This window comes from Pseudomonas sp. SF2 (genome assembly GCF_036858055.1).
In the GTDB taxonomy this organism is placed as follows: Bacteria; Pseudomonadota; Gammaproteobacteria; order Pseudomonadales; family Pseudomonadaceae; genus Aquipseudomonas.
Genome location: NZ_JAMBDI010000021.1, coordinates 162,416 through 173,760 on the forward strand (window position 1 = coordinate 162,416; position 11,345 = coordinate 173,760).

Sequence of the window (11,345 nt, forward strand, 5' to 3'; positions counted from 1 at the left end):
TTGGCTTGCGCGTCACGCTCCTGCCGGGTTGGCAAGGGCCGTGCGCGGTTGTTCAGCGGCCTGGTCGTTTGTACCCAGGGTGTGCTGTTTAGCCAGTTGTAGATCCATGTATTCGTAAGCAATCCGTATCGCCTGGTCGGTGTCGAATGCATCACCCGACAGGGCGCCACGCAGCCACAAGCCGTCGATCAACGCCGCCAGGCCGCGGGCTGCCTTGCGCGCATGGTAGAGCGGCAGGGCGCGGCGGAACTGGCAGCACAGGTTGGAATACAAGCGGTGGTCGTTGATCCGCTGCAACCTGTGCAAATCGGGCTGGTGCATGCTGGAAGCCCAGAAGGCCAACCAGGTTTTCATCGCCGGGCCGTTTACCTGGCTGGCATCGAAGTTGCCCTCGATGATCACTTTCAGGTGGGCGCGCGGGCTGTCGTCTTTCAGTGCCTGGCGACGTGCTCTGACACCTTCGTTGAGCATGTTCATGATGTAACCCATCGTCGCTGCGATCAGGCCGTTCTTGTCCCGAAAGTAGTGACTGATGATGCCGTTCGACACACCGGCCAAACGGGCAATCAGCGCAATGCTGGCGTCACCCAGTCCGACCTGATCGACCGCCTGCAACGTGGCTTCGATCAACTGCTGGCGGCGGATGGGTTGCATACCGACCTTGGGCATCTTGCTATCTCCTCAGGCCTGCGAGCAGACGACGGGCGGCTGACTCGGCGAAGGCCAGTCTATTTTGTTTTGATTGAACGTTCAATCAATAAAGAATAAGCTCTGCGACAATTTGTGCCATTGACAGTTTTTCAGGCGGTCGAGAAGGCATGGATTGACACCCCAGGAAATCGCGTAACCCCCGGAATACAAGGCGTTGACGGGCATGAGCGATGCGAAATGCAGATTCTGCCGTGCGGTCATGGACCCTGCGGCGGGCCCTTGGAGCGGGCGGGGTGATCTGTGACGAATGCGCGCACCTCGGCTGAGGCGTGGCATTTGCAGCAGGCCACCTGTCTGTTTTTTTGCAACGTATCGATTCGGGATCACGGTTTCCAGGGTGCTTTTATAACACCTGATGCAGTGGGGATATTCCACCAATTGCTCGGGAAAGACTGATTAGCCTCCAAAGCCGCACTGCCCGGAGCATTCGTGCAATGAGTTCTGCCTCACTTACCAACCCTCCGGCCGAGAGGGTACGGGTCAACCGCGTGGTGTTCTTCACCTCCGCGCTGATGATCCTCGTTCTGACTGCCTTGCTTATCGCTGTACCCGAAACCGCCGGCCAGGTGCTGGGCGTGGCCCAGAAATGGCTGACGCGCACCTTCGGCTGGTACTACATGCTGGTAATCGGCGGTTACCTGCTGTTCGTCATCTACCTGGCCTTCTCCGACTACGGCAAGCTCAAGCTTGGCGGCAAGGATGACCAGCCCGACTTCAGCTATGGCGCCTGGGCCGGCATGCTGTTCTCCTCCGGTATCGGCATTTCGCTGCTGTATTTTGGCGCTTCCGAGCCGCTGGACCACTACTTCAACCCGCCAGAAGGCACCTCTGCCAGCCTCGACGCCGCGCGTCAGGGCCTGCAGCTGACCTTCCTGCACTGGGGCCTGCACGGCTGGGCGATCTACGCCCTGGTCGGCCTGGCCGTGGGTTACTTCGCCTACCGCCACAACCAGCCGCTGGCCCTGCGCTCGGCACTGTACCCGCTGGTTGGTGAGCGTTGGGTCAAGGGCGCTGCCGGCAATGCCGTGGACATCTTCGGCATGTTCGTCACGCTGTTGGGCCTGGTGACCAACCTGGGCATCGGCTCGATGCAAGTGGCCTCCGGCCTGGAATACCTGTTCGGCATGGACCACAGCAAGACCAACTTGCTGGTGGTGATCCTGGTCATGGCCGGCGTTGCCACCGTGGCGGCGGTCTCGGGTGTGGAAAACGGCATTCGCCGCTTGTCCAACCTGAACATCGTGCTGTTCAGCGGCCTGTTGATCTTCGTCCTGCTGGGCGGCGAAACCCTGCACCTGCTCAACGGCTTCGTGCAGAACATCGGTGACTACCTAAACGGCATCGTGCTGAAAACCTTCGACCTCTACGTGTATGAAGGCGAAGCCGGCAAGTCCGAGCGCTGGCTGGGCCTGTGGACCGTGTTCTACTGGGCCTGGTGGATCTCCTGGGGCCCGTTCGTCGGCATGTTCATTGCCCGTATCTCCAAGGGCCGCACCGTGCGCCAACTGGTCAGCGGCGTGCTGCTGATCCCGCTGGGCTTCACCCTGGCCTGGCTGTCGATCTTCGGCAACACCGCGCTGGACCTGGTGATCAACCAGGGCGCCGTGGAACTGGGCAAGACCGCCCTGGAACAGCCGTCGATGTCGATCTACCAGCTGCTGGAATACTTCCCGGCGGCCAAGATCGTGATCGGTGTGGCGGTGTTCGTCGGCTTCGTGCTGTTCCTCACCCCGGCCGACTCCGGCGCGGTGATGATGGCCAACCTGTCGTGCAAAGGCGGCAAGGTCGACGAAGACGCCCCGCACTGGATGGTGGTGTTCTGGTCGGTGGTCATCACCCTGGTCACCATCGGCCTGCTGTTCGCCGGCAACTTCGAAGCCATGCAGACCATGGTGGTGCTGGCGGGCCTGCCGTTCTCGGTGGTGCTGGTACTGTTCATGTTCGGCCTGTACAAGGCCATGAAGCAGGATGTGGCGGTGGAAAGCGAGCGCGCCGAGCTGGCCGCCCGTGGCCGTCGTGGCTTCAGTGAGCGCCTGACCCAGCTGGAACTGCAGCCGACCCAGGCCGTGGTGCAGCGTTTCATGGACAAGCATGTCAGCCCGGCGCTGAAAGAAGCCGCCGCGCAGCTGCAGACCTTGGGCTTCGAGGTGGAAACCCGGGTTGGCCAGTCGCGCAACACGATGGGCCTGCGGGTGATGATGGAAGAGGGCAACCCGTTCGTATATGAAGTGAGCCTGGACGGTTACCTGGCCGCACCGAGCGAAGCGCCGGTGGAAGGCGAGCCGGAAGTGCGCCAGCGCTTCTATCGTGCCGAGGTGTACCTGCACGATGGCAGCCAGGAGTACGACCTGATGGGCTTTGCGCCAGAGCAGATCGTGCGTGATGTGCTGGACCAGTTCGAAAGCCACCGCCAGTTGCTGGGGCGTGTGTATAGCTGATCGCTGTTGAGGCAAAAGAAAACCCCGCTCACCCGAGCGGGGTTTTTTGTTGGGGCCGCTTTGCGGCCCTTCGCGGGCACGCCCGCTCCCACAGGGTTGTCACTGGCCTCGAAACCTGCGCGATTCCTGTGGGAGCGGGCGTGCCCGCGAAGGGCTGCAAAGCAGCCCAGGTTTCTCAGCGATTGGTGTAGCGGCCATTCTTGCCATGCCCCGGCATCGCCTGATTGCTGCGCACGGCAATCATCTGCTTGAGCCTGATCAACTCGATGCCCTGGCTCCTGAGCCTTGGCAACTCCCGTTCCAGCACTTCCAGAGTCTGTGGATAAGGATGCCCGATCAGCACCGCCGACCCCTGCCTGCGCGCCAGGGCGATGCCCTGCTGCAACTGCCCGGTAATCGCTTCAGTGGTGCGCACATCATCAAGGAACACATCACGCGAAACGTGGGCCAGGCCGATGCGCTGGGCTTCGGCTGCGGCCACGGTGGCGGCGCTGGTACGGCTGTCGACGAAGAACAGGTGACGTTGCTGCAGTTCACCCATCAACCAGGCCATGGGCTCACGCTGCGCCGTCATGCGGCTGCCCATGTGGTTGTTGATGCCGGCGGCGTACGGCACTTTGGCCAGGGCCGCGTCCAGGCGTTTGGCCAGCTCTTCGATCGGCGTGCCAGGGTGCCAGGCATAGGGCCCGGTGGCCGGGTCCATGGGCATGTGCAGGATTACCGTCCTGCCGGCCTTGTGCGCCTGGCGGGCGAAGTCGGTGGCATGCGGGGTATCGGGCATGATCGCCATGGTCACCGGACCGGGCAGGGCCAGGGTACGGCTGTCACGCTCGCTGCTCTGGCCCAGGTCGTCGATGATGATGCTCATGTAGGCCTTGCCGGCCGGCGCCGCTTGCGCGACCCCGGCCATCAGGCTGAACAGCAGACACAGCAGATAACGCATGGGGTGGATCAGTCGCCCTTGGTGATGTTCAGGCCTTTGAGCAGGCTCAGGGCCTGGCTCAGCTGGAAGTCGTTATCCTGCGGGCGCTCCTTGCGCTTGCCGCTGCCAGTCGGGCGGTCGGCGCCGCCGTTGCCGTTGCCCAGGTGGCCTTGCAGGTCGGCTTCCTTGAAGTTTTCGGTGTCGGCTTCGGCGGTGAGCTTGGCCGGGCGCACTTCGATGTCGGGGACGATGCCCTGGGCCTGGATCGAGCGGCCGTTGGGGGTGAAGTACAGCGCGGTGGTCAGCTTCAGCGCACGGTCGTTGGCCAGTGGCAGCACGGTCTGCACCGAGCCCTTGCCGAAGCTGTCGGTGCCCATCAGCACGGCGCGTTTCTGGTCTTGCAGGGCGCCGGCGACAATTTCCGAGGCCGAGGCGCTGCCGCCGTTGATCAGCACGACCAGTGGCACGCCGTTGCTGGCGTCGGCCGGGTCGGCCGAGAAACGCAGCTCGGAGTTGGCAATGCGGCCCTTGGTGTAGACGATCAGGCCCTTGGTCAGGAAGTGGTCAGCCACTTCCACCGCCGACTGCAGCACGCCGCCCGGGTTGTTGCGCAGGTCCAGCACCACGCCGCGCAGCTTCTTGCCGTTATCCTTGCGCAGCTTGGCCAGGGCCTTGCCGACTTCGTCGCCGGTCTTGACCTGGAACTGGGTGATGCGGATGTAGCCGTAGTCGTTCTCCAGCAGCTGGCTCTTCACGCTCTTGACCTGGATGACCGCGCGGGCCAGGGTCACGTCGAAGGGGGTGCCGCCGTCGCGCACCAGGGTCAGGGTGATTTTCTCGCCGACCTTGCCGCGCATCTTGTCGACCGCTTCGGTCATGGTCTGGCCACGGGTCGGGGCGCCGTTGATCTTGACGATCAGGTCGCCGGCCTGCACGCCAGCACGCGAGGCCGGGGTGTCGTCGATAGGCGAGACCACCTTGATGAAGCCGTCTTCCTGGCCCACTTCGATGCCCAGCCCGCCGAACTCGCCGCTGGTGCTTTCCTGCAGCTCCTGGAAGTCTTCGGGGCCGAGGTACGCCGAGTGCGGGTCGAGGTTGCTGAGCATGCCCTTGATGGCATTTTCCAGCAGGGTCTTGTCATCCACCGGCTCTACATAGGCCGCCTTGATGCGGTCCATGACCTCGGCGAAGGTGCGTAGCTCTTCAAGCGGCAGTGGCGCCTTGGCGGTCACCTCGGTGGCCGGTACTGCGGCTGGCTTGGCCGGCTCCGCGGCAGTAACCAGGGGCGCGCCGACCGCCAAGGCGATGGACAGGGCCAGCTGGGTGAGGCGAGGCGAGTGCAGCATGTCGAACGAACTCCTGATCCTGGAAGCGCTCCCTGGGGAGCATCGGCGCAGCCCGCAGGCTACGCCGTAGAAATTTGACTAGCCCCGGCACCACTGCGAAGGGTCGGTAGGCCGGCCCTGCTGGCGGATGGCGAAGTACAAGCCGGCAGCATCCTGGCCGCCGCTGTCGCCAACGGTGGAAATGGCCTCGCCGGCCTTGACGATATCACCGGCGCTCTTGAGCAGGCTCTGGTTATGGCCGTACAGGCTCAGGTAACCGTTGCCGTGGTCGAGAATGACCAGAAGCCCGGCACCGCGCAACCAGTCGGCGAACACCACGCGTCCGCCGTGCACGGCACGTACCTGGGTGCCCGGGTTGGCGCTGATCATCACCCCGTCCCACTTGGCGCGGGCATCGCTGCCGCGGGCATCACCGAAGCGTGCCAGCAATCGACCATTGACTGGCCAGGGAAGTTTTCCCCGTGCGGCAGAAAATGCGCCGCCGTAGCTCGCGCCGTCGCTGGAAACCATCGGGCCCAGGGTGGTGCGGGCCTTTTTCGGCGGCTCCACCGGTTCGCGGGCCTGTTCGCGGGCGGCAGCGGCGGCCAGGGCTTCCTGCTGGCGGCGTTTTTCCGCTTCCTGCTGGGCCAGCAAGGCCTTCTTGCGCGCTTCTTCGGCCTCGCGGGCCTGGCGGGCGAGGGTTTCCTCGATGGTCTTGAGTACTTTGGACAGGTCGGCCTGGTCCTGCTCGCGCGACTGCAGCTTCTGGTCGCGGTCCTTCATGTCGCTGTTGAGCTTGGCCAGCACCTGTTGGCGCTTGCCGCGCTCGGTTTCCAGGGCCTGGCGGCGGCTGTCGAGGTCGGCGCGCTGGGCCAGCAGCTGTTGCTGCTGGGTGGCGATTTCCTGTTCGACGTTGGCCAGTTGGCGCAGGGTCTCGTTGAAGGTGCGCAGTTGCTCCAGGCGCGCCTTGCTCAGGTAGTCGTAGTAGGTGAGGGTGCGGGCGAACTTCTCGGGGTTCTGCTGGTTGAGCAGCAGCTTGAGGTATTCCTCGCGGCCATTCTGGTAGGCCGAACGGGCCTGGATGGCGATCAGTCGCTGTTGTTCAACGCGGGCGCTCTGGAGTTTTTTTTTCTCGGTATCAAGGCGCTCCAGCTCGCCCTCGGTCTTTTTTAGTTCTTGCTGCAGGGCCTCCACCTGCTTTTCGAGGTTGCCGATATCGGTCTCGGTGGCTTTGAGGTCCTTTTGCACACCGGCCTTTTCTTCCTGGAGCTTGCCCAGCGTCTTCTTGAGCTCGGCAATGTCCTGGCGAGTGGCGTCCAGTTGCTGCTGGGTCTGCGCACGCTCATCGGCAAAGGCCGGGCTGAGCAGGCAAGACAGGGCTAGGAGGATCAGGGCGCGAAGCATGGGGTTTGGCGTACCAAGGATGGAGACTGGCCTAGTATGCCCGCCCGGGCGGGCAAAAAAAACGCCTCGCTGCAGGTGCAGAGGGGCGTTTGTCTGGAATTCATGAGCAAAGGGGCTGCAAAGCAGCCCCATAATTAGAATCAGGCGTCGACCAGGATGGACGTACCGGTCATTTCCACCGGCTTTTCCAGCCCCAGCAGCTTCAGCATGGTCGGCGCCACATCGGCCAGCACGCCGCCTTCACGCACCTTGACGTTGCGCTTGCCGACATAGATGAACGGCACCGGTTCGGTGGTATGTGCAGTGTGCGCCTGGCCGGTGCACTCGTCTTCCATCTGCTCGACGTTGCCGTGGTCGGCGGTGATCAGCGCTTCGCCGCCGACCTTGTCCAGTGCTTCGACGATGCGCCCGACGCAGCCATCGAGGGCCTCGACGGCCTTCACCGCAGCTTCGAACACGCCGGTATGGCCGACCATGTCGCCGTTGGCGTAGTTGACCACGATCACGTCATAACGCTGCTGCTCGATGGCCTCGACGATGCGGTCGGTCACTTCCGGCGCGCTCATTTCCGGCTGCAGGTCGTAGGTGGCGACCTTCGGCGACGGGATCAGGATGCGCTCTTCGCCTTCGAACGGCTCTTCGCGGCCACCGGAGAAGAAGAAGGTGACGTGGGCGTACTTCTCGGTCTCGGCGATGCGCAGTTGGGTCTTGCCGTTCTTCGCCAGGTACTCGCCCAGCACGTTGTTCAGGCTGGCCGGGGCGAAGGCGGCAGGGGCCGGGATCTTCGCCGAGTACTGGGTCAGGCCGATGTAGGCCGCCAGTTGTGGCAGGCGCGGGCGCGGGAATTCGTTGAAGTCGGCTTCGACGAACACGCGCGACAGTTCGCGGGCACGGTCGGCGCGGAAGTTCATGAAGATCACCGCGTCGCCGTCTTCGACCTTGACTGCATCACCGATACGTGTGGCCTTGACGAACTCGTCGCTCTCGTCGCGGGCGTAGGCCGCTTCCAGGCCAGCCAGGGCGGTGTCGGCGGTGTATTCGGCAGCGCTGTCGACGATCAGGTTGTAGGCGGCGCTGACGCGGTCCCAGCGGTTGTCGCGGTCCATGGCGTAGTAGCGGCCGATCAGGCTGGCGATGCGGCCCTTGCCCAGCCTGGCAAAAGTGGCGTCGAGCAGTTCGATGGACGACTGCGCGCTGCGTGGCGGCGTGTCGCGGCCATCGAGGAAGGCGTGCAGGTAGATCTTCTCTGCGCCGCGCTGCGCGGCCAGTTCAGCCATGGCCACCAGGTGGTCCTGGTGGCTGTGTACGCCGCCATCGGACAGCAGGCCGAGGATGTGCACGGCCTTGCCGGCACTGGCTGCCTTGTCCACGGCGCCGGTCAGTACCGGGTTCTCGAAGAACTCGCCGTCGCGGATGGCCTTGGTCACCCGGGTGAAGTCCTGGTACACCACGCGGCCGGCGCCGAGGTTCATGTGACCGACTTCGGAGTTGCCCATCTGCCCGTCCGGCAGGCCGACATCCATGCCAGAGCCGGAAATGAGGCCATGCGGCTGGCTGGCGCGCAGGCGGTCATAGACCGGTGTGTTGGCGGCATAGATGGCATTGTATTCGGGGCTTTCGCTGTGGCCGAAGCCATCCAGGATGATCAGGACCAGGGGTTTGGGCGTACTCGTCATCAATCAAACTCACGGTTGTTCAAAGATGATAAAGACACGCATTTTAGGGCAAATGCGCCACCGGCGGCGAATATTCGTCCCATTCCCCCGACCGGCGCGCACGTGCCAGCAATGTGCAGGTGGCTTTGCCGCCGGCCCGCCGGGCTTTGGTGGCAATAAGGGGCTGTGTATACTGGCCGGCATTTTCAATCGCGTGGAACACCCCAGATGGTTGCTAACCTGATTCAATTTGCGACAAACCACTACATCCTGGTGGCGATCTTCGTTGTCTTGCTGGTCGCGCTGCTGGTCAACGAAATCCGTCGCGGTGGCCAGAGCCTGAGCAACGGCCAGCTGACTGCCCTGGTCAATGCCGATAAAGCCCTGGTCATCGACATCCGCCCGGCCAAGGAATACTCCGCCGGTCACATTGTCGGTGCGCTGAACATCCCGCAGGACAAGCTGGCCAACCGCATGACCGAGCTGGACAAGCACAAAGAGAAGACCCTGATCGTCGTCGACTCGATGGGCCAGCAGTCCGGCACCATCTGCCGCGAGCTGCTCAAGGCTGGTTACAACGCCGCCAAACTGAGCGGTGGCGTTTCCAGCTGGAAAGCCGATAACCTGCCCCTGGTGAAGTGATATGAAGCCCGTCATCGTCTATTCCAGCGACTACTGCCCCTACTGCATGCGCGCCAAGCACCTGCTCGAGAGCAAGGGCGTGGCCTTCGAGGAAATCAAGGTCGACGGCAAGCCGCAGGTTCGTGCCGAAATGAGCCAGAAGGCCGGCCGTACATCGGTGCCGCAGATCTGGATCGGCAGCACCCATGTCGGTGGATGCGATGACCTCTATGCCCTGGAGCGTGCCGGCAAGCTCGACGCGCTGCTGGCGGCCTGATTTGCACTGCATTCAAAAACATTAGGATAAGGATCTGCCATGACTGACCAACAGACCAACGGCGCTGCTGCAGAAGACAACAGCCCTCAGTTCTCCATGCAGCGCATCTATGTGCGCGACCTGTCGTTCGAGGCCCCGAAAAGCCCGCAGATCTTCCGCCAGACCTGGGAGCCGAGCGTAGCCCTGGACCTGAACACCAAGCAGAAAGCCCTGGAAGGTGACTTCCACGAGGTGGTGCTGACCCTGTCGGTTACCGTCAAGAACGGTGACGAAGTGGCCTTCATCGCTGAAGTGCAGCAGGCCGGTATCTTCCTGATCAAGAACCTGGACGCGGCTTCGATGAGCCACACCCTGGGTGCGTTCTGCCCGAACATCCTGTTCCCGTACGCCCGCGAGACCCTGGATAGCCTGGTGACCCGCGGTTCGTTCCCGGCCCTGATGCTGTCGCCGGTCAACTTTGACGCCCTGTACGCGCAAGAAATGCAGCGCATGCAGGAAGCCGGCGAAGCGCCGACCGTGCAGTAATAGCTGCTGGTATCAAGAAAGCGCCTCTCGGGGCGCTTTTTTGTTGCCTGTGCCGCCCCCTTCGCGGGTAAACCCGCTCCCACAGGTACAGCGCTGCCCTTGAGGTTGGCTTGGTTATTGTGGGAGCGGGTTTACCCGCGAAGAGGCCGGCACAGGCTATAGCTCAGCTCCCGGCAAACCCATTCTGCCGCCACGCCTCATACACCGTCACTGCCACGGTATTGGACAGGTTAAGGCTGCGGCACCCCGGCCGCATCGGCAGGCGCAGGCGTTGTTCGGCCGGCAGGCTGTCCAGGACTTCGGTCGGCAAGCCACGGCTCTCGGGGCCGAACAGGAAGGCATCACCCGGCTGGTAGGCCACTTCGTGGAACGGGTGCGAGCCCTTGGTGGTGAAGGCGAACAGCCGTGGGTTGCCCAGGCTTTCCAGGCATCCGGCCAGGCTCTCGTGGCGCTTGAGCGTGGCATACTCGTGGTAATCCAGCCCCGCACGGCGCAGGCGCTTGTCATCCAGTTCGAAGCTGATGGGTTCGATCAGGTGCAGGTCGCAGCCGCTGTTGGCGCACAGGCGAATGATGTTGCCGGTATTCGGCGGAATTTCTGGTTGAAAAAGGATGACGTGAAACATGCACGGCTCCAAGCGTGAAGATGACGGGCATTCTACCCCCGAACCGGACGTGCGTTCGAAGGCGTTCCCGCGGATGATGCTGTCGCTGGTAATCGTCGGCTTGATGGTAGGGCTGATGATCGGCCGGCTGACCACGCCGGACGAGCGCGAGCTGCAACAGGTGGAGGTGGTGCAGGATGGCCTGGAGCTGTGGTTCAACGAAGAGCCTCAGCTGCATGGCGAGAATGTGGACGGTACGGTTGCGCTATTGTTCCAGGCGCAGGGCAAGGCCCGGCAAGGGCAGTTGAGCCTGCAAGGCAAGCCTGTGAGCTGGCGGGTGCAGAAGAGCAAGGAAGGCTTGTTGCTGACGCTGGTGGCCGCGCGCCCCCTGCACGGCGAGTGGGCTGGTGCAGAGGACGCTGGGCGCTGGCGGGTGCAGGTGAAACTGCACGAATAAAAGAGGGGATATCCCGGCCTGCCTGTACCAGGGTCCCCGAAAGGGGTACTGCGTATAAAGGGGGGATGGCCCGGCCTGCCTGTACCGAGGTCCCCAAAACTGGCGATGTTGCGAATAAAAGAGGGGTTCACCCGGCCTGCCTGTACCAGGGCCCCCGAAACTGGAGATGTACTAGGTATTGCAGGGGGCGTGCCAGTTTTGCAAAGCCCGTGAATATTGGGCTTTAAGGGTGAATTAGCCGTTTTTTGAGGGGATTTGTGCCTTCGTGAGGTGCATCGGGCACAGGAACGGTGCATGGAGCCGATATCTGTTCTGGTTCTACAAACGCATTCGCGGGTAAACCCGCTCCCACAAGTACGGCGCCGACCTTGAGGCTGGCGCTGTACTTGTGGGAGCAACTGTCTTG

General features: G+C 63.0%; 11 protein-coding genes. 5 read left to right on the forward strand and 6 right to left on the reverse strand.

The features are described from left to right. Positions 1–12: 12 nt before the first annotated feature. The gene (gene betI / locus M2S36_RS14860) at positions 13–669 is read right to left on the reverse strand and encodes a transcriptional regulator BetI (protein WP_016712476.1); all 657 of its coding nucleotides are present in this window, start codon (positions 667–669) and stop codon (positions 13–15) included. Positions 670–1,202: 533 nt separating this feature from the next. Here betI and M2S36_RS14865 point away from each other — a divergent pair. Then, positions 1,203–3,149 carry a BCCT family transporter gene (locus M2S36_RS14865; RefSeq protein ID WP_233688161.1) on the forward strand — a complete coding sequence of 649 codons (1,947 nt, stop codon included), beginning with the start codon at positions 1,203–1,205 and terminating at the stop codon, positions 3,147–3,149. A 175-nt stretch (positions 3,150–3,324) separates the two neighbouring features. Here the strand turns inward: M2S36_RS14865 and M2S36_RS14870 are convergent, their stop codons facing one another. The 4 genes from M2S36_RS14870 to gpmI all read right to left on the reverse strand — a co-directional run bounded on the left by M2S36_RS14870 (position 3,325) and on the right by gpmI (position 8,476). After that, positions 3,325–4,092, reverse strand: coding sequence for a divergent polysaccharide deacetylase family protein (locus M2S36_RS14870; protein ID WP_207828332.1), 768 nt, complete (start codon positions 4,090–4,092; stop codon positions 3,325–3,327). Positions 4,093–4,100: 8 nt separating this feature from the next. Then, the gene (locus M2S36_RS14875) at positions 4,101–5,417 is read right to left on the reverse strand and encodes a S41 family peptidase (RefSeq protein ID WP_233688153.1); all 1,317 of its coding nucleotides are present in this window, start codon (positions 5,415–5,417) and stop codon (positions 4,101–4,103) included. Between the two features lie 78 nt (positions 5,418–5,495). Continuing rightward, complete coding sequence (locus M2S36_RS14880) at positions 5,496–6,800, reverse strand: murein hydrolase activator EnvC family protein (RefSeq protein WP_123085573.1); 1,305 nt, start codon at positions 6,798–6,800, stop codon at positions 5,496–5,498. A 140-nt stretch (positions 6,801–6,940) separates the two neighbouring features. Next, positions 6,941–8,476 (reverse strand): 2,3-bisphosphoglycerate-independent phosphoglycerate mutase, encoded by a 1,536-nt coding sequence (gpmI, locus tag M2S36_RS14885; RefSeq protein WP_207828336.1) that lies wholly within the window; start codon positions 8,474–8,476, stop codon positions 6,941–6,943. Between the two features lie 207 nt (positions 8,477–8,683). Here gpmI and M2S36_RS14890 point away from each other — a divergent pair, with 207 nt between their 5' ends. The 3 genes from M2S36_RS14890 to secB are packed head-to-tail and all read left to right on the forward strand — an operon-like array spanning position 8,684 to position 9,878. Then, entirely contained in the window at positions 8,684–9,097 is a 414-nt protein-coding gene (locus tag M2S36_RS14890; protein WP_063912038.1) for a rhodanese-like domain-containing protein, read from the forward strand. 1 nt (position 9,098) lies between these two features. After that, entirely contained in the window at positions 9,099–9,353 is a 255-nt protein-coding gene (grxC, locus tag M2S36_RS14895) for a glutaredoxin 3 (RefSeq protein ID WP_063912037.1), read from the forward strand. A 39-nt stretch (positions 9,354–9,392) separates the two neighbouring features. Further along, complete coding sequence (secB, locus tag M2S36_RS14900) at positions 9,393–9,878, forward strand: protein-export chaperone SecB (protein ID WP_013974581.1); 486 nt, start codon at positions 9,393–9,395, stop codon at positions 9,876–9,878. 163 nt (positions 9,879–10,041) lie between these two features. Here secB and trmL read toward each other — a convergent pair whose 3' ends face one another. Next, positions 10,042–10,503 (reverse strand): tRNA (uridine(34)/cytosine(34)/5-carboxymethylaminomethyluridine(34)-2'-O)-methyltransferase TrmL, encoded by a 462-nt coding sequence (gene trmL, locus M2S36_RS14905; protein ID WP_025340939.1) that lies wholly within the window; start codon positions 10,501–10,503, stop codon positions 10,042–10,044. Here trmL and M2S36_RS14910 point away from each other — a divergent pair. Next, entirely contained in the window at positions 10,502–10,939 is a 438-nt protein-coding gene (locus tag M2S36_RS14910; protein WP_333957368.1) for a hypothetical protein, read from the forward strand. The two genes, trmL and M2S36_RS14910, sit on opposite strands and share 2 nt — an antisense overlap. The last annotated feature ends 406 nt before the right edge of the window (positions 10,940–11,345 follow it).

Bases quoted from the DNA above. Each gene is read 5' to 3' on its own strand.
- betI (WP_016712476.1), bottom strand. From the start codon at position 669: ATGCCCAAGGTCGGTATGCAACCCATCCGCCGCCAGCAGTTGATCGAA.
- M2S36_RS14870 (WP_207828332.1), bottom strand. From the start codon at position 4,092: ATGCGTTATCTGCTGTGTCTGCTGTTCAGCCTGATGGCCGGGGTCGCG.
- M2S36_RS14875 (WP_233688153.1), bottom strand. From the start codon at position 5,417: ATGCTGCACTCGCCTCGCCTCACCCAGCTGGCCCTGTCCATCGCCTTG.
- M2S36_RS14880 (WP_123085573.1), bottom strand. From the start codon at position 6,800: ATGCTTCGCGCCCTGATCCTCCTAGCCCTGTCTTGCCTGCTCAGCCCG.
- gpmI (WP_207828336.1), bottom strand. From the start codon at position 8,476: ATGACGAGTACGCCCAAACCCCTGGTCCTGATCATCCTGGATGGCTTC.
- M2S36_RS14890 (WP_063912038.1), top strand. From the start codon at position 8,684: ATGGTTGCTAACCTGATTCAATTTGCGACAAACCACTACATCCTGGTG.
- grxC (WP_063912037.1), top strand. From the start codon at position 9,099: ATGAAGCCCGTCATCGTCTATTCCAGCGACTACTGCCCCTACTGCATG.
- secB (WP_013974581.1), top strand. From the start codon at position 9,393: ATGACTGACCAACAGACCAACGGCGCTGCTGCAGAAGACAACAGCCCT.
- M2S36_RS14910 (WP_333957368.1), top strand. From the start codon at position 10,502: ATGCACGGCTCCAAGCGTGAAGATGACGGGCATTCTACCCCCGAACCG.
- trmL (WP_025340939.1), bottom strand. From the start codon at position 10,503: ATGTTTCACGTCATCCTTTTTCAACCAGAAATTCCGCCGAATACCGGC.